At 73.3% G+C, this 24,273-nt stretch carries 19 protein-coding genes and 3 tRNA genes; 13 read left to right on the top strand and 9 right to left on the bottom strand.

Going from position 1 to position 24,273, the window contains the following annotated elements; all coding sequences use genetic code 11:
• Nucleotides 1-97: 97 nt before the first annotated feature.
• The gene (gene secA / locus CYJ76_RS10025; protein ID WP_070705270.1) at nt 98-2,806 is read left to right on the top strand and encodes a preprotein translocase subunit SecA; all 2,709 of its coding nucleotides are present in this window, start codon (nt 98-100) and stop codon (nt 2,804-2,806) included.
• 114 nt (nt 2,807-2,920) lie between these two features.
• Here the strand turns inward: secA and CYJ76_RS10020 are convergent, their stop codons facing one another.
• Both CYJ76_RS10020 and CYJ76_RS10015 read right to left on the bottom strand, forming a co-directional pair.
• Complete coding sequence (locus tag CYJ76_RS10020) at nt 2,921-3,307, bottom strand: Rv3235 family protein (RefSeq protein ID WP_070705271.1); 387 nt, start codon at nt 3,305-3,307, stop codon at nt 2,921-2,923.
• Nucleotides 3,304-4,050: a LysM peptidoglycan-binding domain-containing protein gene (locus CYJ76_RS10015; RefSeq protein WP_144043079.1), complete on the bottom strand. Its 747-nt coding sequence runs from the start codon at nt 4,048-4,050 to the stop codon at nt 3,304-3,306. The genes CYJ76_RS10020 and CYJ76_RS10015 overlap by 4 nt, the downstream gene beginning before the upstream one ends.
• A 141-nt stretch (nt 4,051-4,191) precedes the next feature.
• Here CYJ76_RS10015 and CYJ76_RS10010 point away from each other — a divergent pair, with 141 nt between their 5' ends.
• Nucleotides 4,192-4,734, top strand: coding sequence for a hypothetical protein (locus tag CYJ76_RS10010; protein WP_101850015.1), 543 nt, complete (start codon nt 4,192-4,194; stop codon nt 4,732-4,734).
• Between the two features lie 3 nt (nt 4,735-4,737).
• Here CYJ76_RS10010 and CYJ76_RS10005 read toward each other — a convergent pair whose 3' ends face one another.
• Nucleotides 4,738-4,947, bottom strand: coding sequence for a helix-turn-helix domain-containing protein (locus tag CYJ76_RS10005; RefSeq protein WP_070705168.1), 210 nt, complete (start codon nt 4,945-4,947; stop codon nt 4,738-4,740).
• A gap of 279 nt (nt 4,948-5,226) precedes the next feature.
• Between CYJ76_RS10005 and CYJ76_RS10000 the strand changes: the two genes are divergently transcribed.
• The 4 genes from CYJ76_RS10000 to pruA all read left to right on the top strand — a co-directional run bounded on the left by CYJ76_RS10000 (nt 5,227) and on the right by pruA (nt 9,209).
• A complete protein-coding gene (locus CYJ76_RS10000) occupies nt 5,227-5,814 on the top strand; it encodes an SAF domain-containing protein (protein WP_101850014.1) in 588 nt (195 codons plus the stop codon).
• Nucleotides 5,815-6,099: 285 nt separating this feature from the next.
• A complete protein-coding gene (locus CYJ76_RS09995) occupies nt 6,100-7,047 on the top strand; it encodes an AAA family ATPase (RefSeq protein WP_144043078.1) in 948 nt (315 codons plus the stop codon).
• Nucleotides 7,048-7,051: 4 nt separating this feature from the next.
• The gene (locus CYJ76_RS09990) at nt 7,052-7,441 is read left to right on the top strand and encodes a hypothetical protein (RefSeq protein ID WP_070703472.1); all 390 of its coding nucleotides are present in this window, start codon (nt 7,052-7,054) and stop codon (nt 7,439-7,441) included.
• A gap of 139 nt (nt 7,442-7,580) precedes the next feature.
• Complete coding sequence (gene pruA, locus CYJ76_RS09985; RefSeq protein WP_101850012.1) at nt 7,581-9,209, top strand: L-glutamate gamma-semialdehyde dehydrogenase; 1,629 nt, start codon at nt 7,581-7,583, stop codon at nt 9,207-9,209.
• Between the two features lie 106 nt (nt 9,210-9,315).
• Here pruA and CYJ76_RS09980 read toward each other — a convergent pair whose 3' ends face one another.
• Nucleotides 9,316-9,810 (bottom strand): DUF2505 domain-containing protein, encoded by a 495-nt coding sequence (locus tag CYJ76_RS09980; protein WP_101850011.1) that lies wholly within the window; start codon nt 9,808-9,810, stop codon nt 9,316-9,318.
• Between the two features lie 30 nt (nt 9,811-9,840).
• A complete protein-coding gene (locus CYJ76_RS09975; RefSeq protein ID WP_101850010.1) occupies nt 9,841-10,386 on the bottom strand; it encodes a hypothetical protein in 546 nt (181 codons plus the stop codon).
• Between the two features lie 132 nt (nt 10,387-10,518).
• Between CYJ76_RS09975 and CYJ76_RS09970 the strand changes: the two genes are divergently transcribed.
• Nucleotides 10,519-15,408 carry an NAD-glutamate dehydrogenase gene (locus CYJ76_RS09970; RefSeq protein ID WP_101850009.1) on the top strand — a complete coding sequence of 1,630 codons (4,890 nt, stop codon included), beginning with the start codon at nt 10,519-10,521 and terminating at the stop codon, nt 15,406-15,408.
• 110 nt (nt 15,409-15,518) lie between these two features.
• On the opposite strand, the gene CYJ76_RS09965 is transcribed toward CYJ76_RS09970, so the two are convergent.
• Together CYJ76_RS09965 and CYJ76_RS09960 are read right to left on the bottom strand one after the other, a co-directional pair.
• The gene (locus CYJ76_RS09965; RefSeq protein WP_070705212.1) at nt 15,519-15,767 is read right to left on the bottom strand and encodes a WhiB family transcriptional regulator; all 249 of its coding nucleotides are present in this window, start codon (nt 15,765-15,767) and stop codon (nt 15,519-15,521) included.
• 268 nt (nt 15,768-16,035) lie between these two features.
• A tRNA-Lys gene (locus CYJ76_RS09960) sits at nt 16,036-16,111 on the bottom strand.
• Nucleotides 16,112-16,290: 179 nt separating this feature from the next.
• On the opposite strand from CYJ76_RS09960, the gene CYJ76_RS09955 reads away from it, so the two are divergent.
• Nucleotides 16,291-17,610 (top strand): YihY/virulence factor BrkB family protein, encoded by a 1,320-nt coding sequence (locus CYJ76_RS09955; RefSeq protein ID WP_101850008.1) that lies wholly within the window; start codon nt 16,291-16,293, stop codon nt 17,608-17,610.
• Nucleotides 17,611-17,744: 134 nt separating this feature from the next.
• Here the strand turns inward: CYJ76_RS09955 and CYJ76_RS09950 are convergent.
• A tRNA-His gene (locus CYJ76_RS09950) sits at nt 17,745-17,820 on the bottom strand.
• Between the two features lie 115 nt (nt 17,821-17,935).
• Complete coding sequence (gene orn / locus CYJ76_RS09945; protein ID WP_083323510.1) at nt 17,936-18,622, bottom strand: oligoribonuclease; 687 nt, start codon at nt 18,620-18,622, stop codon at nt 17,936-17,938.
• 48 nt (nt 18,623-18,670) lie between these two features.
• Between orn and CYJ76_RS09940 the strand changes: the two genes are divergently transcribed.
• The 5 genes from CYJ76_RS09940 (at nt 18,671) to CYJ76_RS12530 (ending at nt 24,063) form a co-directional block, all read left to right on the top strand.
• Complete coding sequence (locus CYJ76_RS09940; RefSeq protein ID WP_101850007.1) at nt 18,671-19,828, top strand: PrsW family intramembrane metalloprotease; 1,158 nt, start codon at nt 18,671-18,673, stop codon at nt 19,826-19,828.
• A gap of 72 nt (nt 19,829-19,900) precedes the next feature.
• Nucleotides 19,901-19,973, top strand: a tRNA-Arg gene (locus tag CYJ76_RS09935).
• A gap of 33 nt (nt 19,974-20,006) precedes the next feature.
• Nucleotides 20,007-21,719, top strand: coding sequence for a dynamin family protein (locus CYJ76_RS09930; RefSeq protein ID WP_238138219.1), 1,713 nt, complete (start codon nt 20,007-20,009; stop codon nt 21,717-21,719).
• Entirely contained in the window at nt 21,716-23,392 is a 1,677-nt protein-coding gene (locus tag CYJ76_RS09925) for a GTPase (RefSeq protein WP_101850005.1), read from the top strand. The genes CYJ76_RS09930 and CYJ76_RS09925 overlap by 4 nt, the downstream gene beginning before the upstream one ends.
• A gap of 107 nt (nt 23,393-23,499) precedes the next feature.
• Complete coding sequence (locus tag CYJ76_RS12530; protein ID WP_180802278.1) at nt 23,500-24,063, top strand: single-stranded DNA-binding protein; 564 nt, start codon at nt 23,500-23,502, stop codon at nt 24,061-24,063.
• Nucleotides 24,064-24,273 lie beyond the last annotated feature (210 nt).

Below are 24,273 nucleotides of genomic sequence, written 5' to 3'. Positions count from 1 at the left end.
GTCACGCCGGTTTCGCGCGGGCCGTCAACTAGGCTGTCCGGGCCGCTGGGGCGAGTGCTGACGCCCCACGGTGCCGAGCCGACCCGAGGAGACCTCCGTGCCGAAGATCATCGACCGCGTGCTGCGAGCGGGAGAGGGACGCGTCCTGCGCCGTCTGCAGGGCACGGTCGATGCCGTGAACGCCCAGGAGGCCTCGGTGCAGGGGCTCACCGACGCTGAGCTGCGTGAGCAGACCGACCGCTTCAAGGCCCGTCTGGCCGACGGCGAGTCGCTCGACGCGCTGCTGCCCGAGGCCTTCGCCACCGTCCGCGAGGCGGCCGTACGTACCCTGGGCAAGCGGCACTTCGACGTGCAGGTCATGGGTGGCGCGGCCCTGCACAACGGCTCGGTGGCCGAGATGCGCACCGGTGAGGGCAAGACGCTCGTGGCCACGCTGCCGAGCTATCTCAACGCGCTCACCGGCAAGGGCGTGCACGTCGTCACCGTGAACGACTACCTGGCCGAGTACCAGGCCGAGCTCATGGGCCGCGTGCACCGCTTCCTCGGGCTGGAGACCGGCGTGATCCTCTCGAAGCTCAACCCCGCGCAGCGCCGCGAGGAGTACGCCAAGGACATCACCTACGGCACCAACAACGAGTTCGGTTTCGACTACCTGCGCGACAACATGGCGTGGTCCACCGACGAGCTCGTGCAGCGCGGCCACCACTTCGCCATCGTCGACGAGGTGGACTCCATCCTCATCGACGAGGCCCGCACCCCGCTGATCATCTCCGGCCCCGGCGACCAGGCCACCAGCTGGTACTCCACCTTCGCCACCGTCGCCCAGATGCTCGAGAAGGGCACGGCCGCCGACCGCCTCAAGGGCATCGAGGCCACCGGCGACTACGAGGTCGACATCAAGAAGCGCACCGTGGGCGTGCTGGAGTCCGGCATCGAGAAGGTCGAGGACTACCTCGGCGTGCGCAACCTCTACGAGGCCCGCAACACGCCGCTCATCGGCTACCTGAACAACGCCATCAAGGCCAAGGAGCTGTTCACCAAGGACAAGGACTACGTCGTCATGGACGGCGAGGTCCACATCGTCGACGAGCACACCGGCCGCCTGCTGGCCGGCCGCCGCTACAACGACGGCATCCACCAGGCCATCGAGGCCAAGGAGAAGGTGGAGATCAAGCAGGAGAACCAGACCCTGGCCACGGTCACCCTGCAGAACTACTTCCGCATGTACGAGAAGCTCTCGGGCATGACCGGTACCGCCCAGACCGAGGCGGCCGAGCTGCACCAGATCTACAAGCTGGACGTGGTGCCGATCCCCACCAACCGGCCGATGCAGCGCCAGGACCGCTCGGACCTGGTCTTCCTCAACGCCAAGGGCAAGTTCGCCGCCGTGGTCGAGGACATCGTGGAGCGCCACCGCACGGGCCAGCCGGTGCTCGTGGGCACCACGAGCGTGAGCAAGTCGGAGTACCTCTCCGAGCAGCTCACGGCCCGCGGCGTGAAGCACGAGGTGCTCAACGCCAAGTACCACGAGCAGGAGGCGGCCATCGTCGCCGAGGCCGGCCGCAAGGGCGCGGTCACGGTGGCCACCAACATGGCCGGTCGAGGCACCGACATCATGCTCGGCGGCAGCCCGGAGTTCATGGCCGTGGCGGCCCTCAAGAAGCGTGGCCTGGACCCCGACGAGCAGCCGGAGGCCTACGAGGCGGCGTGGGACGAGGCGCTGGCCCAGGCCGAACGTGCCGTGAAGGCTGAGAACGAGGAGGTGCTCGCCCTCGGCGGCCTGTACGTGCTGGGCACCGAGCGCCACGACTCGCGCCGCATCGACAACCAGCTGCGCGGTCGCTCCGGCCGCCAGGGCGACCCGGGCGAGTCCCGCTTCTACCTGTCGCTCGAGGACGACCTCATGGTGCGCTTCAACTCGGGCCTCATGCAGCGCGCGATGGCGGGGGCCGATCCCTCGCAGCCGCTGGAGATGAACATGCTCACCAAGGCCATCGAGCGTGCGCAGACACAGGTGGAGAGCCAGAACTTCGAGTCGCGCAAGAACGTGCTCAAGTACGACGACGTGCTCAACCGCCAGCGCGAGGTCATCTACTCCGAGCGCAAGCGCGTGCTCGAGGGGGCCGACCTGGAGACCCAGGTGCGCCACTTCATCAACGACGTGGTGGTGGGCTACGTGCACGGTGCCACGGCCGAGGGCTACGCCGAGGACTGGGACTTCGACACCCTGTGGGGTGCCCTGGAGGAGCTCTACCCGGTGTCGCTCACGGTGGACGACGTGGTGGAGGCCGCCGGCGGCATCGGCGGGGTGGACGCCGGCCTGCTCATCGACGAGCTGACCAACGACGCCCAGCACGCCTACGACGACCGCGAGCGCGAGATGGGCGAGTCGGTCATGCGCCACCTGGAGCGCCGCGTGGTGCTGGGGGTGCTGGACCGCAAGTGGCGCGAGCACCTCTACGAGATGGACTACCTCAAGGAGGGCATCGGCCTGCGCTCGATGGCGCAGCGTGACCCGCTCGTGGAGTACCAGCGCGAGGGCTACCAGATGTTCGGCGTCATGGCCGACTCCATCAAGGAGGAGGCGGTGGCCGGGCTGTTCCACGTCGAGCCGTCGGCCGACGCGGTGGCCACGCTGGCCGCCGGGGAGCAGCGCCGCCAGCACGGCGGCGCGGTGGACGCCAACGAGGACCAGGCCCGTTGGCAGTACACGGCCCCCACCGCCGAGGGCACCGTGGAGCGCCGCACCGGTTCGGGCCCGCAGGGCAACCGCGCCCAGCGGCGCGCGGAGCAGCGCAACCGCTGACCGGCCGGGCGGACGACCAGCCCTTCGACGCAGGAGGACCCCGGTGCCCACCGGGGTCCTCCTGCGTGCCGGCCACCGGGTGGTGGTGCCCTGCCCGGGTGGGGCACCGCCGTGTCAGCCCATCTCCAGGACGGTGAGCAGCCAACGCCCGTCGAGCCCCTCCAAGCGCAGCGCCATGGCGCGCACCTGCTGGCGCACCACCACCACGGCCGAGACCTCCACGATGCCGTCACGGACGTGGCAGGCGCGGACGGTCCGCACGCCCACACCTCCGGTGGCCCGGCCCAGTCGTCGCGAGAGCGCGTTGCGGCGGGCCAGGCGGGTGAGCAGCTCGGGCGTCACCCACCGGCTCAGCTGCGTGGCGTCGCGGGAGCCCTCCATCACCTCCACGACCGTGCGGCTGAGGTGGGCCGCCCAGGGCAGGGCCGCCGGCAGGTCGTGGGTCGACGTGGGCTGGCGGTCGAAGAAGTCGACCTGCTGCGCCTCGGGACGGGCGGTCACCGCGCACCCCCCGTCCGCGGGGCGGGGGCCACCAGGCGGGTGCCGGCCAGCAGGAGGTTCGGGTCGTCCCCGATGACCTCGCGGTTGGCCTCGTACCAACGCGGCCACTCGTCGGCCACGGCGCGCGCCGAGGCCCTCGGTCCCAGGTGGCGCGCCGCGATCTCCCACAGGGTGTCGCCGGCCGCCACGGTGACGGCGGGGCGGGCCCGGGCGGGATCCGTGGGCGCCTCCGTCCCCGGGGTCGTGGGCGTGGCCGGCTCCTCGGGGGAGGGGAGTGCCCCGGGCGTCGCCGGGGGCGCCGGTTCGGCCGGGGCGCTCACGGGGGCCAGGAGGGAGAGGTCGAGGGGGTCGGGCGCGTCGCCGGCGTGGGCGTGGGCCGGCGTGGTGACCACCCCCAGGGTCATGGCCACCAGGGCGCCGCCGCCCCATGGCCCGAGGCGGTCCCGGAGCCGGCGCACTGCGGCGCCGGGACCACCCGGCAGCCCAGCGAGGGCCTCCAGGGCGAAGACGGCCGCCAGCCAGGCCACCACCACCGCCAGGGCCGTGCGCAGCACCCACGCAAGAGGCTCCGCCGGGTCGGGGGCGTTCCACACGCTGCTCGCCTGGGCCAGGGCCCGGTGCCCCACCGTCCACGCCGCGGCGCTGCACCCCAGGGCCACCCCCGCCGCCACCGCGTTCGCCGCGTCCCGCCGCAGCGCTCCCGGCCCACCCGCCGTCCGGTCGGTCCACTCCATCGTCGTCACCCGTCGTCGTGGGGGATTGCCCCCGTGAATGGTCGATGATGGCGAACATAGCCGTTTGGTGGGGTTTGGTGAAGGGTGATGTCGAAGGCTGTGGACAACGCTCGGGGTGTTCACCCGGCGCGCGTCGGTACGGTGGCCGCCATGACCTCGCGCTGGGACGACCTCTTCGCCGACCTCGAGGGGCAGATCGCCGCCCACCGTCGGGCGGAGCTCGAGGGCGAGGTGGCCGAGCGCGTGCGGGTGGAGCGGGCCCGCATCGGGCTCGGCGACCGGCTGGCGGCGCAGCTGGCGTCACGGGTCACGCTGCGCACCGTGGACGGTGGCCGAGTGGACGGCACCCTGCGGGACGTCGGCGCCGACTGGGTGCGGCTGGGTCAGGGGCGCACCACGCTGCTGGTGCCGGTGGGCGCGGTGGTGACCGTCGCCGGGCTGGGGCCGCGCTCGCGGCCGGCCGAGGGCGACCCGGGGCGCCGCATCACGTGGGTGACGGTGCTCCGGGAGCTCTCCCGGGACCGGTTGCCGGTGCGGGTCTGCCTCACCACCGGCCACGTGATCGAGGGGCGCGTGGACCGCGTGATGTCCGACCACCTCGACCTGGCCGTGGGTCCGGACCCCCGGCAGCCGGCGGTGACCGAGACGGTGCCCTTCGCGGCGGTGTGCTGGGTGGGGGCCCGCGAGGACTGAGGGTCAGCCCTGGGGTGACTCCACCATCGCCCGGGTGGCGGCGTACTGGCGCTGGATGTACTTCTCCAGCTCGTCGAGCTCCACCCTCCACTGGCCACGTCCCCCCACCTTGATGGCGGGCAGCTCGCCGGAGCGCACCAGCGCGTAGGCCTGGCTCGCGGAGATGTCGAGGGTCTCGGCCACGTCGCTGAGGGCCATGAACCGCCGTGCCATCGCGTCTCCCGGGGTCGTCGGTGCGGGTGGTGGGGACCGGCCCTGTGGGTCCCGTCGTCCACAGGATCCGTGCGGATCCCTGACCGATCCGTGATGTGCCGTTCATCCTAGGACGGCACGGTCGGCGGCGGCGGAGTCCGTTCACAACAGGAGAGGTCGGTGGTGAGGGTGTTCGGCAGCAGCAGGCCGGTGTCCCAGGAGGAGACGGGGGCGACGGCGCCACGCAGTCCCGCGGCACAACGGCTGCGCAGGCCGCGGTGGACTGACGCGCGGCTGCTCGTGGGGACGGCCCTGGTCCTCACGGCCACGCTCACCGGTGCCTCCCTGCTGGGGCAGGACGACGGTCCGCGCCACTGGGTGGCTACCCGCGACCTGCCCACCGGGCACCAGCTGACCGCCGCGGACCTGCGCGCGGTCGACGGTGCCTCCCCGGAAGGCGTCTACCTCACCGGGGACCACCCGGTGGAGGGTGGTCAGGTGCTCCTCCACCCGGTGCGGGCGGGGGAGTTCGTGCCCGCCGAGGGCGTGGGGTCCGCCGGCGCGCTCGACCTGCGCCGCGTCTCCCTGGCCGTCTCGCCGGGCAGCGCCGCGATGCTGGCCCCCGGGACGCGGGCGGACCTCTGGGCCACGCCGGCCCCGGAGTCCGGGAGGAGCGAGCGCCCGACGCCACGCCGCGCCCTGGCGGGGGCGGAGGTGGCCCGGGTCCACGCTCCGGACACCCGGCTCGCCGGGGGCAACCAGGCGGTGCCGGTGGACTTCCTCGTCCCCACCCGGGAGGTGGAGGAGGTGCTGCGCACCACGGCAGGCCGTGCGGAGCTCACCGCCGTACCGGTGGCGGGGTCGCCGGTGGCCGGGGAGGACTCGTGAGCGAGGACGTGCTGCTGGCCGTCGAGCCGCAGTGGGACCCGCCGCTGGCGGCCGTCCTGAGCCAGGTGCCCGGTGCCCGGGTGGTGCGCCGCTGCGTGGACGTGGCCGACCTCCTCGGCGTGGCCGAGGCCGGCACCGGCACCGTCGCCGTGGTGTCCGCGGGGCTGCGCGACATGGACCGTGAGTGCGTGGACGCCCTGCGGTCCGTGGAGGTCGTGGTGGTGGGGGTGCACGCGCCGCACGACGAGGCGGCCCAGCGTCGGCTGGCCCAGTGGGGGGGTGTCGGTGTCGGCCGCGTGGACCGCGACGGTGGAGGAGTGGGCGGACGTCCTCGTGCGCGCCCGTGCCGCGGCCGCGCCGACCGAGGGCGGGGAGGAACAGCCCGAGCCGGAGCACGCCGCCGCGGGGGAGGGTGCCCCACCGGGTTCCGGGATCGAGCGACGGGGCGCGGTGGTGGCCGTCTGGGGGCCGCCCGGGGCTCCGGGGCGCACGACGGTCGCCCTGGAGCTCGCCGCCCGGCTCGGGACGGACCACGAGGTCCTCCTCGTGGACGGCGACACCCACGCCCCCGGGCTGGGCCAGCACCTCGCCCTGCTCGACGACGCCTCGGGTCTCGTGGCCGCGGCCCGCGCCGCCGACGAGGGGCGGCTCGACCTGCACGCCCTGGCCGGAGTGGCCCGCGAGCTGCGGCCCCGCCTGAGGGTGCTCACCGGCATCGGCCGGGCGGACCGCTGGCCCGAGGTCCGTGTGTCCGCGGCCCGGGCCGTGCTGGACGCCGGGCGGCTCCTGGCCGATGTCACGGTGGTCGACCTGGCATCGAGCCTCGAGGACGACGAGGTGCTCTCCTACGACACGCGGGCACCCCGGCGCAACGCGCTGGCGCTCACGGTCATCGAGGAGGCCGACCTTCTGGTGGTCGTGGGTGGGGCCGACGCGGTGGCCCTCCAGCGGCTGGTCCGCGGTGTGGACGCCCTGGACGCCGTGGCGAGCGGTACCCCGCAGGTGCTCGTGCTCAACCGGGCACGTCGTTCGGCCGCCCGGGAGGCCGAGCTGCGCACCACCGCCGAGCAGCACCTGGCGCGGGGCGTCGACCTCGTGCTGCCGGAGGACCGGTCCGTCGCCGACCGGGCCCTGCTGGCCGGGGAGCCGGTCTCGTGGCTGGCCCCGCGCAGCGCCCTGGGTCGGCAGCTGGGCCGCCTGGCGGAGCTGGTCTCCGAGCGCGTGCCACGATGACGCCATGAGCCGCACCCCACGCATCCGCGCCTTCGCCGCCGTCACCGCCGCCGAGCTCGCCACCCTCGCCGAGGGGGGAGCACTGGTGCCCGCCGCCGGCTGGCGCACGGTGGGCCAGCCCGGTGTGGAGCCCGCGGAGGAGGACGCCGAGGACGGCATGGACGCGGCGGCCGACGACGCCGCCGAGCGGGGTTGGCCGGTGGTGGTCCTCGCCGCCGACCTGGCCGGGGCCACCGGGCCGGGCAGCGAGGTCGAGGCGCGGCTGGCGGACGTCGCGGCCTTCCACCTCGGCGACGACGTGGTCTCGCAGGGGCGGATGACCGCCGAGGCGCCGTGGGAGCTCTCCTGGTACGACGCCGCCGAGGTCGACGAGGTGCGTCGCCTCCTGGGGTGACCTGCGTCGCACTCCCCGCGGCCTCCCGCGGGAGGTGGCGCGTGACACCATGGGATCGATGCCCCGTGCGGAACACCGCGGGGGCGCCCGACGTTCACCCCCGTGGAACGAAGACCCCCATCCCTCCGAAGGAGAACACATGGATGCCGTGACGCTGCCGCCCCAGGCCTACAACGAGCCGGTCAAGGACTACGCCCCCGGCAGCCCGGAGCGCGCCGAGCTCGAGGTCGCCCTCGCCGAGATCGCGAGCAACCCGGTCGACCTGCCGCACGTCATCGGCGGTGAGCGCGTCACCGGCTCCGGCGAGGAGATCAAGGTCGTGCAGCCGCACGCCCACGCCAAGGTGCTCGGCACCCTGCACGACGGCACCGCCGAGGACGCCAAGAAGGCCGTCGAGGCCGCCAAGGCCGCCGCCCCCGCGTGGCAGGCCCTGCCCTTCGACGAGCGCGCCGCCATCCTGCTCAGGGCCGCCGACCTGCTCACCGGCCCGTGGCGCGCCCGCATGAACGCCGCCACCATGCTCGGCCAGTCCAAGACCCCGCACCAGGCCGAGATCGAGTCCGCCTGCGAGATGGCCGACTTCTGGCGCTTCAACGTGCAGTTCGCCCGCGAGATCCTCGAGGAGCAGCCGCCGGTCAGCCCGAACGGCTCCTGGAACCGCACCGACTGGCGCCCGCTGGACGGCTTCGTCTACGCCGTGACGCCGTTCAACTTCACCGCCATCGCCGGCAACCTGCCCACCGCCCCGGCGCTCATGGGCAACACCGTGGTGTGGAAGCCGTCCATCACCCAGGCCCGCTCCGCCCAGCTCGTCATGGAGCTGCTGGAGGAGGCCGGCATGCCCGCCGGTGTCATCAACCTGGTGCACGGCACCGGCCCGGCCATCTCCGAGGTCGTCCTGGCCGACCCGGGCTTCGCCGGCCTGCACTTCACCGGTTCCACCGCCACCTTCAAGGCGCTGTGGAAGCAGATCGGTGACAACATCGACACCTACCGCCAGTACCCGCGCATCGTCGGCGAGACCGGCGGCAAGGACTTCGTCCTGGCCCACCCGAGCGCCGACTCCGCCAAGGTCATCACCGCCCTTCTGCGTGGTGCCTTCGAGTACCAGGGCCAGAAGTGCTCCGCCGCCTCCCGCGCCTACATCCCGAAGTCGATGTGGGCCGAGATCAAGGACGAGGTGGCGCGCCGCACCGACGCCCTGCCGATGGGTGACGTCACCGACTTCTCCAACTTCATGGGCGCCGTCATCGACGACCGCGCGTTCGCCAAGCACAAGAAGGCGCTCGACGCCGCGCAGTCCGACTCCTCCGTGGAGATCGTGGCCGGTGGCACCTACGACGACTCGGTGGGCTACTTCGTCCGCCCGACCGTCGTCGTGGTCGAGGACCCGAAGCACGAGATGATGACCACCGAGTACTTCGGCCCGATCCTGGCCGTGTACGTCTACGAGGACGACGCCTTCGAGGACACCCTCGAGCTGGTGGCCAACACCACCGACTACGCCCTCACCGGCGCGGTGCTGTCCACGGACCGCTACGCCCTGGAGCAGGCCTCCAAGGCCCTGCGTTTCGCGGCCGGCAACTACTACGTCAACGACAAGCCCACCGGCGCCGTCGTCGGCCAGCAGCCCTTCGGTGGTTCCGGTGCGTCCGGCACCAACGACAAGGCCGGTTCCAAGCTGAACCTGCTGCGTTGGGTCTCCGCCCGTTCCATCAAGGAGACCTTCGACGCCCCGACCTCCGAGGCCTACCCCTACCAGGGCTGAGCCCCCTCGGCGGACGAGCGTCCGTGACCACGAAGGCCCCCCGGGAGACCGGGGGGCCTTCGTCGTGCGCGGGGCCCGTGCGGCGGGCGCCGGCGCAGGGACGGCCTCAGTGGGTGGCGAGCCAGTCCTTGGAGGCGCGCTCCTCCATGCCGATGACCTTGCCGACGTACGGCTCTGCCTGCTTCTCGATCTGGCCGCCGAGGAAGGGCACCTTCACGGTGAACTCCCCGGTGGTCACGAAGTCGGTCTGCTCGCCCCTGGGCTCCAGGCGCAGGTCGGCCTCGAGGCGGGCCGGGGCCCCGGCGGCGGTGACCACGAGGCGGCCGCTGCGCGTCCCGTCGGCGGCCGGGGCGTCCCACACCTGCTCCTCGGTGAGGGTCACGCCGTTGCCCACGAGGCGACGGGCGGCCTGCGGCAGGCGGTCGGTGGCCATGGTGCGCGTGGTGCGGATGACGGGCCCGGGGCCGTCGGTGGAGACGTCCACGGTGTGCTCCAGGGCGCCGGTGCGGCGGATCTTGTCGGCCACGTACTCGGGGTCGGCCACCATGGCCATCACGCGGTCGACGTCGGCGGGCAGGGTGAAACGGTGGTCGATCCTCACGGGGGTCCTCCTGGGTCGGGTGCGCCCACGCTAGTCGGTGGGTGCCCCGGTGAGCGCCTCGGTGACGCGCCGGCACGACGTGGTGAGCTGCTTGGCCGCACGCAGGGCGCCGATCGGCTGCGCGACCGGTCCGTCACCCCGCGGGCTCGCGGCCCGGTGCCGCAGCGAGACCTCCACGAGGTCCTCGGCGAAGGCGTGCAGGGCGCCCGCCAGGTCGAGGCAGGCGGCGGCCCCCGCCGGGTGCTCGCCGGCCCCCTGAAGCCCGTGGGCGGTACGCACCAGCCGGGCCGCGGTGGCACGCACCGAGGCGAGGTCGGCGCGCCCGTGGTCGCCGACCACCCACGCCGGGGGAGCGGCGCCGGGGTCCGTGGGCGGCCCGAGCAGCTGCTCGCACACCGCCAGCAGGGCGTCGTCGAGAGCGGCCTGAGCCGACGGGCTGCCCACCCAGGGGTGCACCTCGAGCAGAGCGCCGGCGAGGTCCGCGACCCGCGCCGAGGGGGCGGTCCGGTGGGGGGCCGCGAGGGCGCTCGGCGAGGCTTCGGAGGGGCCGGCAGGGCGCGGCGTGGGAACGACCATGGGGGGAGGCTAGGGCAGTCGGGCGCGCCGGCGTCGGGGCCTGTGCACAGGCCCGGGGCCCGGGACTAGAGTCATCCCGGGACCGCGGAGTGCCGGTTCCAGGTCACGTCACGGAACGAGGATGATTCACCCATGACCAGCCAGTCCGACATGTCGCCCCGGGGAGGGGCTTCGGCGGCCGAGAAGCAGTCGAAGCAGTCCGCACGGGCCCGCGAGGAACGCGTCGCCGAGGCGCGGACCCGGGCCGAGCAGGCGGACGGCCTCCTCACCGGTGACGTGCTGGACCACTACTGGAAGCGCGTCTACGACGCGGACGTCGCGAGCCGCTCGGTGGACGAGCTCGTCGACATCCCCACCCAGCACCTCGAGGCCGCGCACCGCCGCGCCGACGGCGAGGACGTGGTGGTGGTGCGCCACCTCCCGGAGAACCTCGGCGTGCAGGTGGTGACGGGCGACCGTCCCTTCCTGGTGGACTCCGTCATCCACGAGCTGCACCGCCTGGGCTGGGACGTCATGGGTGTGCTCCACCCGCAGCTGGTGGTGCGCCGCTCCGCCGAGGGCGTGCTCGAGGCCATGCAGGTCTGGACCCCGGAGCACGAGCTCGCCGACGGCGAGGTCGTGGAGTCGTGGATGAACGTCACCGTGCGCCCGGCCACCGCCTCGGCCGACGTGGACGCCATCGCCGAGAACCTGCAGCGCGTCCTGGAGGACGTGCGCGTGGCGGTGGAGGACTGGACGCCGATGCGGGCCGAGCTCGAGCGCCTGGCCGAGTCGTTCCGCTCCGCCCCGCCGGCGACCGTGGACCCGGCCGAGGCCACGCAGGCCGCCGAGCTGCTCAGCTGGCTGGCCGACGACCACTTCACCCTGCTGGGCATCCGCGAGTACGCGCTCGCCGAGGTCGACGGCGAGCTCGGCCTGCGTGCGGAGCCGGGCTCCGGCCTGGGCATCCTGCGCGGCGACCGTGCGCTCTCGCACGACGTCACCACGATGCGCCCCGAGGCCCGCGAGACCGCGCGCGAGCCCCGCCCGGTGACCGTCACCAAGGCCAACAGCCGCGCCACCGTGCACCGCGACGCCCACCTGGACTACGTGGGCGTGCGCACCTTCGACGAGGCCGGCACCGTGGTGGGCGAGATCCGCATCCTGGGCCTGCTCACCTCCTCGGCCTACTCCGCGTCGGTGCGCGACATCCCGGTGGTGCGCGACAAGGCCGAGGCGATCATGGAGCGCTCCGGCTTCGGCAGCACCAGCCACTCGGGCAAGGACCTGCTGGCCGTCCTGGAGAACCTGCCCCGCGACGACGTCTTCCAGGCGTCCGCCGGGGAGCTCGACGCCATCGCACACGAGGTCCTGTGGATCCGCTCGAGCCGTCGCCCGTCGGTCATCCTGCGCCGCGACGAGTTCGGCCGCTACGTCACCCTGCTGGTGTACGTGCCGCGCGACCGCTACAACACCCAGGTGCGCTCGGCCATGACCGACGCCCTGCGCACCTACTTCGACACCGAGCTCGTCGACTTCACCGCCACGGTGACCGGCGAGGCCATGGCGCGCCTGCGCTTCGTCGTGCGCCTGCCCTCCGGGCAGGACTTCGGCGACATCGACACCGAGACCCTGGAGCGAGACTTGCTGGAGGCCACCCAGACCTGGGACGAGAAGGTCACCCACATCAGCGAGACCAACGGCATCGACGACGGGGGCCTGCTGCACCGTCTGGCCGCCCTGCCGCAGTCCTACAAGGAGGACTTCGCCCCCGAGGTGGCGCTGGCCGACCTCGGGCGCCTGGAGGGCCTGGGCGAGGACGACGTGGCGGTGCACCTCTACCGTGACGAGTCCTCCGAGGCCGCCGACACCGACCGACGCCTCAAGGTGTACCGCAGCGGCCCGGCCACCCTGTCGGACCTGCTGCCGGTCTTCACCGACTTCGGCCTCGAGGTCATCGACGAGCGCCCCTACCACCTGCGCGACGACGCTGCCGCCACCCGCATCTACGACTTCGGCCTGCGGGCCGCGTCGGCCGAGTTGTGGGAGGGCGCCGAGGGCGACGCCGAGGCCGTGGCCCAGCGCTTCGAGGAGACCTTCAGCGCCACCTGGAGCGGTGCCGCGGAGTCCGACCTGCTCAACGCCCTGAGCCTCACCGCCGGCCTCTCCTGGCGCCAGGTGGTCATCCTGCGCACCTACGCCCGGTACCTGCGCCAGGCCGGCTCGCACTTCTCGCTGCCCTACATCGAGGGCGCGATGACGGCCAACCCGAAGGTGGCCCGCGCCTTCGTGGAGGCCTTCGAGGCCCGCTTCGACCCCGCCCGCGAGGGGAGCGTCGAGGAGCGCCGCGAGGTCTCCGAGGAGTCGCTCACCGAGCTCGGCCGCCTGCTGGACGACGTGGCCTCGCTCGACCACGACCGCATCATCCGCGGGCTGGTGGAGGTGCTGCGCGGCACCCTGCGCACCAACTTCTACGTCGCCGACGCCGAGGGCGAGCCCAAGCCGTTCGTCTCGCTCAAGCTGAGCCCGCGCGACATCGAGCTGCTGCCGCAGCCGCGCCCGATGTTCGAGATCTGGGTCTACGGACCGTCCGTCGAGGGCGTGCACCTGCGCTTCGGCACGGTGGCCCGTGGTGGCCTGCGCTGGTCGGACCGCCGGGAGGACTTCCGCACCGAGGTGCTCGGCCTGGTCAAGGCGCAGATGGTGAAGAACGCCGTCATCGTGCCCACCGGCTCCAAGGGCGGCTTCTTCGCCAAGCAGCTGCCGGACCCGGCCGTCGACCGCGGCGCCTGGGTGGAGGAGGGCAAGCGTGCCTACACGCGCTTCATCTCCGGCATGCTCGACGTGACCGACAACCTCGTCGAGGGCGAGGTCGTGCCGGCCCGCGACGTGGTGCGCCACGACGAGGACGACACCTACCTCGTGGTCGCCGCCGACAAGGGCACCGCGGCCTTCTCCGACCTGGCCAACTCGGTCTCCGAGGCCTACGGCTTCTGGCTGGGTGACGCCTTCGCCTCCGGTGGCTCCGCCGGCTACGACCACAAGGCCATGGGCATCACGGCCCGCGGTGCCTGGGAGTCGGTCAAGCGCCACTTCCGCGAGATGGGCCACGACACCCAGACCGAGGACTTCACGGTGGTGGGCATCGGCGACATGGGTGGTGACGTGTTCGGCAACGGCATGCTCCGCTCCGAGCACATCCGCCTCGTGGGTGCCTTCAACCACCTGCACGTCTTCGTGGACCCGACCCCGGACGCCGCGGCCACCTTCGCCGAGCGCAAGCGCCTCTTCGAGACGCCCGGCACCACGTGGATGGACTTCGACCCCGAGCTCATCAGCGAGGGCGGCGGCGTCTTCGAGCGCTCGGCCAAGAGCGTGCCGGTGAGCCCCCAGATGCGGGAGGCCCTGGGGCTGGACGAGGGCGTGGACCAGCTCACCCCCAACGAGCTCATCAGCGCCCTGCTCAAGGCGCCGGTCGACCTCATCTGGAACGGCGGCGTGGGCACCTACGTCAAGGCCACCGCCGAGACCGACCTCGAGGTGGGCGACCGCGCCAACGACGCGCTGCGCGTCAACGGTTCGGAGCTGCGCGCCAAGGTCGTGGGCGAGGGCGGCAACCTCGGCGCCACACAGCTGGGACGCATCGAGGCGGCCCAGCACGGGGTGCGCATCAACACCGACGCCATCGACAACTCCGCCGGTGTGGCCTCCTCCGACCAGGAGGTCAACATCAAGATCCCGCTCAACGAGCTGGTGCGCCGCGGCGACCTGGGTCTGGAGGAGCGCAACGCCTTCCTCGAGTCCATGACCGACGAGGTGGCCCGCATCGTGCTGCGGGACAACTACGAGCAGAACGTGCTGCTGGGCAACGCTCGCGCCCGTCAGGACTCCATGGCCCCGGTGCACCAGCGCCTCATGAAGTTCCTGGAGCAGAACGCCGGCCTGGACCGCCAGCTGGAGTTCCTGCCCTCCACCAAGGAGATGGCGCGCCGCATCGAGGCCGGGCAGGGCCTCACCTCGCCGGAGTTCTCCGTGCTGGTGGCCTACGCCAAGCTGCACCTCAAGGACGCCCTGCTGGACAGCTCGCTGCCCGACGAGGAGTGGTTCACCTCCACGCTGCTGGACTACCTGCCGGCGCCGATGAAGGAGCACTACGCCGACCAGCTGCTGGAGCACCCGCTGCGCCGCGAGATCATCGTCAACTCGGTGGTCAACTCGATGGTGAACCGCGGCGGCATCACGTTCGCCTTCCGAGCCCTCGAGGAGACCGGTGCCCAGCCCGACCACGTCGCCCGTGCCTACGTGGTGGCGCGCGAGGTCTTCGACCTCAAGGGCTTCGTGGAGCAGGTGGAGGCGCTGGACAACAAGGTGCCCACCGAGGCCCAGACCGCCATGTACCTGGAGTTCCGCCGCCTGCTGGACCGCGCCATGCGCTGGTTCGTCAGCTCGCGCCCGGCCTCCATGGACATCGGCGCCGAGATCGAGCGCTTCCGCGCGTCGGTGGCGGCCGTCGGTCCCAAGGTGCCCGAGATGCTCAAGGGCGAGGAGGCCGCCCGCTACGCGGCCTTCCGCGACCGCCTGGTGGAGCAGGGCGTTCCGGAGGAGCTCGCCGGCACCACCGCGGCCCTGCTGGACGTCTACTCGCTGCTGGACGTGGTGACCCTGGCCGATGAGAACGGCGGCGACGTGGAGGACCTCACCCGCGTCTACTTCGTGGCCAGCGAGCAGTTCGGCTTCGACCGCCTGCTCAACGAGGTGGCCGCCCTGCCGCAGGACGACCGGTGGGGCTCCTTGGCCCGCGGCGCGCTGCGCGACGACCTCTACGGCGTGCACCGCGACCTCGTCCGGGTCATCACGGCCGGTCAGCCCGACGGCACCCCCGAGGAGCGGGTGTCGGCCTGGGCGGAGCGCAACGCGCACACCATCGAGCGCACCGAGGCGATGCTGCAGGACGTGCGCGCCATCGACGAGCCGGGCGTGGCCCCGCTCAACGTGGCCGTGCGCACCCTGCGCTCGGTGGTCCACCTGGGCGCCAGCGCCTGACGGACGCACCACACAGCGGAACGCCCGCCACCGGGAGGTGGCGGGCGTTCCGCTGTGTTCGGCAGGGGCGGCGGGGGAGTGGTTCCCGGGGTCGGCCGCCCGGAGGGGCGTCAGCTGGCGCGGCGGGCGCGGGCGTTGCGGCGCTTCAGGGCGCGGCGCTCGTCCTCGGAGAGCCCACCCCAGACGCCGGCGTCCTGACCGGTCTCGAGGGCCCACTGCAGGCAGGTCTCGGTCACCTCGCAGCGTGCGCACACCTTCTTGGCCTTCTCGATCTGCTCGATGGCCGGGCCCGTGTTCCCGATGGGGAAGAACAGTTCCGGGTCCTCGTCGAGACAGGCCGCCTTGCTTCGCCAGTCCATGTCCAACCTTTCGAGAACACCGTGTGAGGGTGCGTGTCGCCGAATCGTCCGGGTGCGGGACCGAGCACGGACCGTGGGGGCCGTCCTGTGGGGCCGATCGCCGACAGTGCCGGATCACCTGGTGCCCATCCTCACAGCCGGATCGACGCGTGGCAAGGGATTCCGGGTCACGTCACACGATGCGACGGCTGCGGGTTCCTCATTCCGGCGATGCCGAAAAGACGGTGGGCGCACGAGAGCCCCGGCGTGAACCGGGGCTCTCGTGAAGTGGTGCGCCAACAGGGACTCGAACCCCGAACCCGCTGATTAAGAGTCAGCTGCTCTGCCAATTGAGCTATTGGCGCAACGGAGGAGTACATTACACACACCTCCCGTGAAACGCAAAATCGGCATGGTGGTGCGGAGTCTGCGGAGGGGAGTGGCGCAGTTCATGGCCCCCTGACCGGCGCTGCGGCCTGCACGCGGGCGCCCGGCGGGGCAGGATGGGAGGGCACCGTGACCGCACACTTCCCCGAGGACCCGCATGAGCCCTTCCGAAGACGACCTCTGGACCACCTCCCGGCCGGCGCACGAGCTGGAGGAGCAGGTGGCCCGTGACCGCGCGGCCCGTCGCCGTGAGCAGGTGGCCGACTGGACGCAGGACGACCCTGCGGGTGAGCGGGGCGGGGAGGGACGGACCTCCCGCCCCGAGGCCTCGACGGCCACCGGCGACGAGCCGCAGGCCGCCCCCGCCGGAGCCAGCCACGCCGTGCGCACCGCCGGCGAGGAGGGGCGGGCCGACACCCGCGGGCACGGCAACGCGGCCGACCGCCGCGGCGGCGAGGAGCTCAACACCCCGCTGGGCAGCCACGAGCCGGAGACCCGCAGCAAGGACCTCGGTGGCGACGGCTGGAAGCTCGTGGGGCGCCGGGCGCTGCACTCCTTCGGCGAGGACAAGTGCACCGACCTGGCCGCCGGTCTGACCTACTACGCGGTGCTCTCGATCTTCCCGGCCCTCATCGCACTGGTCTCCCTGCTCGGTGTGTTCGGCCAGGGCGAGACGACCACGCAGGAGTTCATCGGCATCGCCGAGCAGGTGGGCGCCCCGGAGAACGCCACCAGCTTCCTGGAGACCTTCATCAGCGAGCAGCAGAAGACCGCCGGGGCGGGCCTGGGCCTCGTCGTCGGTCTGCTGGGTGCCCTGTGGGCGGCCTCCAACTACGTCAACGCCTTCAGCCGCACCATGAACTCGATCCACGAGGTCAAGGAGGGCCGCCCGTTCTACGTGGTGCGCCCGCTGATGGTGGGCCTCACCGCCGTGGTGCTGCTCGGCATCGTGGCCATCGGCCTGTCGTTCGTGCTCACCGGCCCCCTGGCCGAGGCCGTCCTGGGCCGCGTGGGCCTGGGCGACACCGCCATCACGGTCTGGAACTGGGCCAAGTGGCCGGTGGCGGCCCTGGTGGTCATCCTGCTCATCCGCCTGCTCTTCTGGGCCACCCCCAACGTCAAGCTCCCCAACCGCCTGCTCACGCCCGGTGCCGTCCTGGCCTTCGTGGTGTGGGTGCTGGCCACCGCGGCCTTCGGCCTGTACATCGCCTTCGCCGGCAACTACGACGCCACCTACGGCGCCATGGCCGGTGTGATCATCTTCCTGCTGTGGCTCTGGCTCACCAACACGGTGGTCCTGCTCGGCGCCGAGGTGGACGCCGCGGTGATCCGGGTGCGCAACCTCGCCGACGGCGCGCAGGTGGAGGACGAGTTCGACCTGCCGGTGCGGTCCGAGAAGGCCATCGCCAAGGCCGAGAAGAAGTACGACGCCCTCATCGAGGACTCGCGCGAGTACCGCCTCGCGCACACCCGCTGAGCGAGCCCGCCCACGAGGGCCCGCCGTCCCGCACCGGGAGGGCGGGTCCTCGTCGTGCCGGGGGGGGTGGGGTGGCCAGGGCGCGCCGGTGCACGAGGAAGGCCCGGGATCCTGAGGATCCCGGGCCTTCCCGATGGGGTGAGCGACGGGACTTGAACCCGCGACCACCGCGACCACAACGCGGTGCTCTACCAGCTGAGCTACGCCCACCATCGCGTGATTCCGGCACCGCAGCGCCGGACAGCGGGGAACATCCTAACCCCTGTTGGGCAGTGCTCGTGCACCGAGGCCCCGTGGCGTCCTCCACGGCGCACCGGGCCGGGGTTCACGAGCCGAGGGCGTGGCGCGCGGCCACCTCCCGGGCCTCGTCGGTGGAGGGCCCGGGGGCGGCCACGAAGACGGCCTCCCGGTAGTAGGCCAGCTCGGCGATCGACTCGCGGATGTCGGCCAGGGCGCGGTGGCCGCCGGCCTTCTCCGGGGCGTTGAACCAGGCCCGCGGGTACCACCGGCGCGAGAGCTCCTTGATCGACGACACGTCGATGAGGCGGTAGTGCAGGAAGGCGTCCAGCTCGGGCATCTCGGCGGCGATGAAGCGGCGGTCGGTGGCGATGGAGTTGCCGGCCAGCGGGGCCTTGCCCGCCTCGGGCACCCAGGTGCGCACGTACTCCATGACCAGCCGCTCGGCCTCGGCGGCGGAGACACCGTGCTCGATCTCCTCCAGCAGGCCGCTGTCGGTGTGCATCCTGCGCACCACGGGGTTGAGCTCCTCGAGCACGCCGAGGTCCTCGGGGCGGATGACCACCTGCACGCCCTCCCCGAGCACGTTGAGCTCGAAGTCGGTGACCAGGGCGGCGATCTCCACCAGCACGTCGTGGCGCTCCAGGCCCGTCATCTCGCAGTCCACCCACACGATGCGGTCGGTGAGGGAACGGGGGTTGCCCGACGGGTTGGGGCGCTCGGCGGCGCCGGCCGCGGGGCCGGTGGGGGCGGGGGAGGTCGCGTCAGTGGTCACCCGTCCAGCGTAGCGAGGGGCTCCCGGCGGGCCGCCTAGCCTGTGCCCATGCCGTACACGCCGTACACCCAGCCCCCTGCCCGTGACTGGCCCGCCACCATCGCGCTGGGGAGTGTGCTGGTGGTGCTCTTCGGCATCGGGGCGCTGGTCATGGCGCTCACCCTCGGTCTGCAGTTCGGCGAGGTGGCGCTGCCGCTCATGGTGCTGCTGGCCGCCGTGCCGCTGTGCATCGTGGTGCCGGTGTTCCTGTGGCTGGACTCCTTCGAGCGCGAGCCCACGTGGCTGCTCCTGCTGGCCCTCGGGTGGGGGGCCGTGGTGGCCACCGGGTTCGCCCTGGTGGTCAACGAGATCGGCTACGCGGTGGCCTCGCTGCTGGCCCTGTCGGCCGACGCGGTGACGGCCGTGGTGGTGGCGCCGCTGGCCGAGGAGTCGCTCAAGGGCCTGTTCCTGCTGGGTCTGCTGTGGTTCCGGCCGCGGGCCATCGACGGCGTGCTCGACGGCATCGTCTATGCCGGGGTGGTCGCAGCCGGCTTCGCGTTCATGGAGAACATCGTCTACTTCGCCACCGCGGTGGCCGAGGAGGGCACGGCCGGGCTCACGGCCACCTTCGTGGTGCGTGGTCTGGTGAGCCCCTTCGCGCACCCGCTCTTCACCGCTTGCACCGGCGCGGCCGTGGGGCGCGCCGTGCTCTCCCGGGAGGAGGGCTGGCGTATCGCGTGGCCGGTCTTCGGCTGGTGCGCGGCGGTGCTGCTGCACGGCATCTGGAACCTCGCCATCGTCTTCCCGGCGGGGTGGGTCCTCGTCTACCTGTTCTTCGAGGTGCCGGTGTTCGTGGCCTTCCTCGTCTTCGTCCTCTGGCTGCGCCGCCGCGAGCTGCGCACCATCGCCACCCACCTGCAGCCCTACGTGGACCACCGGCAGGTGACCTCCTTCGAGGCCCGGATGGTGGGCGACCCGTCCGAGCGGGGGCGGGCGGTGGCCTGGGCCGGGGAGCGCGCCGGCGGCCAGGGCCGGCGGGCGATGAAGGACTTCCAGCGCACCGCCACCCGGCTGGCCCACGTCCGCGCACGCCTGGACCGGGCGCACCACCGCAGCGGTCCGCTGGGCACGCGGCCGACGCGCACCTGGGAGGCCCGGGAGCTCCACGAGCAGCGGGTGCTGTTGGAGCGGCTCGCCGAGCAGCGGCGGCGCTTCGCCGGGGCCTGAGGGGCGCCGGCGGCACGGCCTAGACTGACCGCCCGCACCGGCCGGGGACCCGCCTCGGGTGGGCCGGTGCGAGCCCCCGTAGCTCAATGGACAGAGCACCGGCCTTCTAATCCGATGGTTGCGCGTTCGAATCGCGCCGGGGGCGCCCGAGGGGGCCGCCGCGCCTAGTCTGTCCACCGTGACTGAGCGTGTGGACCCAGAACTGCTCGATGCCGTGACCGACCTGCGCGCGGCGGTGGCCGACGCCCGGTTCCCCGTGGAGGCACCGGGTGCGGTGGCGGCCCGCGACCAGCGGGGACAGCTGTTGCGCCAGCTGGACGACTACGCCCTGCCGCGCCTGCAGGCGCTGGACGCCCCGCTGCTGTGCGTGGTCGGCGGGTCCACCGGCGCCGGCAAGTCCACCCTGGTGAACTCCCTGCTGGGCGACACGGTGACCCGCAGCGGCGTGCTGCGTCCCACCACCCGGGCCTCCGTGCTCATCCACCACCCGAGTGACGCCGGCTGGTTCACCACCGACCGCGTGCTCCCGGAGCTGGCGCGCACCACCGGGGGCGAGGGCGGCGACGGGGACGCCGGTGCCGTGCGCCTCGTGGAGTCGCGCACGCTGCGCCCCGGCCTGGCGCTGCTGGACGCTCCCGATATCGACTCCGTGGTGCAGGCCAACCGCGACCTCGCCCGCCAGCTGCTGGGCGCGGCGGACCTGTGGGTCTTCGTCACCACCGCCGCGCGCTACGCCGACGCCGTGCCCTGGCAGATGCTGCTGCAGGCCGCTGAGCGCGGCACTTCGGTGGCCCTGGTGCTGGACCGTGTGCCCGAGGGGGTCATGGAGGAGGTGCGCACCGACTTCTCGGCGATGCTGCGCGAGCAGGGCCTGGGCGACGCGCCGGTGTTCTCCGTGCCCGAGGCGCACCTGACCGCCGAGGGGCTGCTGCCGGCCGAGGAGGTGCTGCCGCTGCGCTCCTGGCTCAACTCCCTGGCCGACGACGCCGACGCCCGCCAGGTGGTCATCCGACGCACCCTGGCCGGCACCCTGGCCTCGCTGCACCGGCGCACCCTGCAGGTGGCCGAGGGCGTGGACGAGCAGGTGGCCGTGGTCGAGGGACTGCGCGAGGACGCCCGTCGCGGCCACGAGGATGCCCGGGACCGGGTCTCCGAGGCGATGGACGACGGCACCCTGCTGCGCGGTGAGGTGCTGGCCCGGTGGCAGGAGCTCGTGGGCACCGGTGAGGTGTTCAAGCAGCTCGATGCCGGGGTGGGCCGCCTGCGCGACCGCATCACCGCCTTCGTCACCGGGCGTCCCCGTCCGGCGACCACCGACGACCTCGGGGAGGCCCTGGGGGACGGGGCGGCCCAGCTGCTGGAGTCCCAGCTGGAGGCCGCCGCGGCGGTCACCGCCCGGGCCTGGCGCGGCGACCCCGCCGGTGCGGCCCTGCTGGAGCGCCACCCGGAGCTCGCCCGTCCCGGCGCCGGGGCCCGGGAGCGCAGCCAGCAGCTGGTGCACGACTGGCAGGGTGACCTGCTGGAGCTCGTGCGCCGACAGGCCGGCAGCAAGCGCGCCACCGCCCGCTACCTGGCCTTCGGCATCAACGGCATCGGGGTGCTGCTCATGGTGCTGGTGTTCGCGTCCACCGGTGGTGCCCTGCTGGGCAGCGAGGTGGCCATCGTCGGCGGGTCGGCGGTGGTGGCCCAGCGCGTGCTCGAGGCGATCTTCGGCGACCAGGCGGTGCGTTCGCTGGCGGCGACCGCCCGGCGCAACCTGGAGGAGCGCGTGACCGCCCTCATGGCCGACGAGCGGGCGCGCTACGACGCCGTGCTGGACGAGGTGGGGGCCACCCCCGAGGTGGCCGCCCGCCTGCGGGCCGCGGCCGCCGAGGTGGAGGCCCAGCGATGAGCCGCTGGGGACGCCGCGAGGGGACCCACGGTGCGCCCGACCCGCAGGCCGACGGCGAGGCGCAGCGCACCCACCTGCGCGAGCGCGCCCTGGCCCTGCGCGAGGCCGTGTCCACCGGCGGGCGCGAGCTGGAGCCGCTGGCGGCGGGCCGGGCCGGCGAGGTGAGCCGGAAGGTTGACGAGCGCACCGCGCTGGCCGGGGACCACACCATCGTGGCGCTGGCCGGGGCGACGGGCTCGGGCAAGAGCACGCTCACCAACGCCCTCGCCGGGGTGCAGGTGACCGAGCCCGGCGTCCGCCGCCCCACCACGTCGACGACCACCGCCGTGGTGTGGGGCGACCAGCCGGCCGGGGAGGTGCTCGACTGGATCGGCGTGCACCACCGCCACCGGGCCGACGACGGCGACTCCGGCACCGCCCCGGGCGCCCTGGACGGGCTGGTGCTGCTGGACCTGCCGGACTTCGACTCCCGCGAGACCGCGCACCACGCCGAGGCCGACCGGGTGCTGGAGATGGCCGACCTCTTCGTGTGGGTCACCGACCCGCAGAAGTACGCCGACGCCCGCATGCACGACGACTACATCCGGGCCCGCCGCCACCACGACACGGTGATGGTGGTGGTGCTCAACCAGGCCGACCTGCTGCCGCCGGACGCCCGCGAGGCCGTGGTGGCCGACCTCTCCGGCCTGCTGGAGCGCGACGGGGTGCACGACGTGCGCGTGCTGCCCGTCTCGGCCCGCACCGGGCTGGGGCTGGACGCGCTGCGCGACGTGCTCGCCGGCATCGTGGCCGAGAAGCGGGCCGTGCGCGCCCGCCTGCTGGGCGACGTGCGCACCTCCGCGGAGTCGCTGCTGGACTCGGTGGGGGAGCGCGAGCCGGAGGTCTCCCTGCCCGGGGACGACCGCCTGGTGCCCGCCTTCGCCCGGGCCGCCGGTGTGCCCACCGTGCTGCGCGCCGTGGAGGCTGACCACCTGCGCCGGGCGACGGCCGCCACCGGGTGGCCGGTGACCCGCTGGGTGCGCCACCTCACGCCGGACCCGCTGAAGCGCCTGCGCCTCGGCGAGGGGACCCCGGGTGCGGCGGGCTACACGCCGGCGCAGGGCCGGTCGTCCATCCCGCGGGCCTCGCGCACCGCCACCTCGGCGGTGGACCTGGCCTGCCGCGAGGTGGGCGACGCCGCCTCGGTGGGCCTGCCGCGCCGTTGGGCCGAGGCCGTGATGGACGCCGCCGTGCCCCCGGCCGACCGGCTCTCCGACGAGCTCGACGCCGCCGTGCGCCGCACCGGGGTGCAGCAGCGCTCCAGCTGGTGGTGGCCGCTGGTGGGCGTGCTGCAGTGGCTGCTCCTCCTGGTCGCCGTGGTGGGCCTGGTCTGGCTGGCCGCGTTGAGCCTGGGCGAGGGCTTCCTCCACATCCCGCTGGGGGACCCGCCGATGTGGCGCTGGCTGCCGGTGCCCGTGTGGCTGCTCGGGGGCGGCCTCTCGCTGGGGCTGCTGCTGGGCCTGCTCGCGCGCTTCCTCGCCGGGTTCGGGGCGCGGGCACGGCGCCGGCAGGTCTCCCGCGAGCTCGAAACCGCCCTGGGCGAGGTGGCGCAGCAGCGCGTGCTCGACCCGGTCCAGGAAGTGCTCGACCGGCACCGCCGCACCCGCGAGCTGCTGGGGTCGGCCCTGGCCTGACGCCACTCGTCCACAGGGCCCCGCGCCGTGCGCCACGCACGGGGCGGGGCCCTTGCCACGGTGGGCGCACCGCCAGCCACCCCGGCTGGCCGACACCGGGAGAGACCATGAGCGAGACCTACCTGACCGTGACCGGCAACGTGGCCAGCCAGCCGGTGCTGAGGCAGGGGCGCAGCGGTACGCCCTTCCTCACCTTCCGCCTGGCCCAGAACGTCAACCGGGTGGACCGTTCCACCGGCGCGGTGGAGACCGTGGCCACCAACTGGATGACGGTGTGCGCCTTCCGCCAGCAGGCCGTCAACCTGTTCCGCTCCCTGGCCAAGGGGCAGCCCGTCATCGTGCACGGGCGGCTGCGCATCCAGGACTGGAGTACCGACGAGCGCTCGGGCACCACCGTGGAGCTCGAGGCGACCGCGGTGGGCCACGACCTGGCCCGCGGTCAGGCCTGCTTCGTGAAGGTGGCCAGCCCGCCGATGCCGCGGGCCGGGGACACCCAGGAGGAGCGGCGGGCGCTGCGCACGGCGGCCGTCACGGCCACCAGCGAGCTGCCCGAGGCCTCGCTGCCGGTGTTCGTGCCGCCGGAGCCGGGGGAGGCCCCGCAGGAGGGGGCCGCGCCGACCGCGGATCAGGCCGGGGAGCGTGAGGCCGCCGCCGCGGGGGCCGCAGCCTGAGGGGCCGGTGCAGGGCGGGCCGGTGGGACCGGTCGGGGTGGCCGCGGGGGCGCCCCGACCGGGGTCCGTCCTCGGCCCGTCACGGCCTAGATGTGATGTCCAGGGACGTTGTTGCGGGACTCGCTGACAGGTGAAGGCCTCCTGTTGCGAGAGTGGAGCTGTCTAAGAACCGCTGCACGCACCTAGGAGGCCTTCGTGTCCCACGCTAAC

It is taken from the genome of Kytococcus schroeteri (assembly GCF_002847825.1).
Classification (GTDB): Bacteria; Actinomycetota; Actinomycetes; order Actinomycetales; family Dermatophilaceae; genus Kytococcus; species Kytococcus schroeteri.
Note: the sequence above shows the minus strand (reverse complement) of the source record. Positions and strands in the feature narration are given on the sequence as shown.

Coding starts and splice junctions, on each gene's coding strand:
- CYJ76_RS10005 (WP_070705168.1), bottom strand. CDS start 4,947: ATGGCACGGCGGTTCATGGCCCTCAGCGACGTGGCCGAGACCCTCGAC.
- CYJ76_RS09975 (WP_101850010.1), bottom strand. CDS start 10,386: ATGGTCGTTCCCACGCCGCGCCCTGCCGGCCCCTCCGAAGCCTCGCCG.
- CYJ76_RS09965 (WP_070705212.1), bottom strand. CDS start 15,767: ATGGACTGGCGAAGCAAGGCGGCCTGTCTCGACGAGGACCCGGAACTG.
- CYJ76_RS09940 (WP_101850007.1), top strand. CDS start 18,671: ATGCCGTACACGCCGTACACCCAGCCCCCTGCCCGTGACTGGCCCGCC.
- CYJ76_RS09955 (WP_101850008.1), top strand. CDS start 16,291: ATGAGCCCTTCCGAAGACGACCTCTGGACCACCTCCCGGCCGGCGCAC.
- CYJ76_RS09970 (WP_101850009.1), top strand. CDS start 10,519: ATGACCAGCCAGTCCGACATGTCGCCCCGGGGAGGGGCTTCGGCGGCC.
- pruA (WP_101850012.1), top strand. CDS start 7,581: ATGGATGCCGTGACGCTGCCGCCCCAGGCCTACAACGAGCCGGTCAAG.
- CYJ76_RS10010 (WP_101850015.1), top strand. CDS start 4,192: ATGACCTCGCGCTGGGACGACCTCTTCGCCGACCTCGAGGGGCAGATC.
- CYJ76_RS09925 (WP_101850005.1), top strand. CDS start 21,716: ATGAGCCGCTGGGGACGCCGCGAGGGGACCCACGGTGCGCCCGACCCG.
- CYJ76_RS12530 (WP_180802278.1), top strand. CDS start 23,500: ATGAGCGAGACCTACCTGACCGTGACCGGCAACGTGGCCAGCCAGCCG.
- CYJ76_RS09990 (WP_070703472.1), top strand. CDS start 7,052: ATGAGCCGCACCCCACGCATCCGCGCCTTCGCCGCCGTCACCGCCGCC.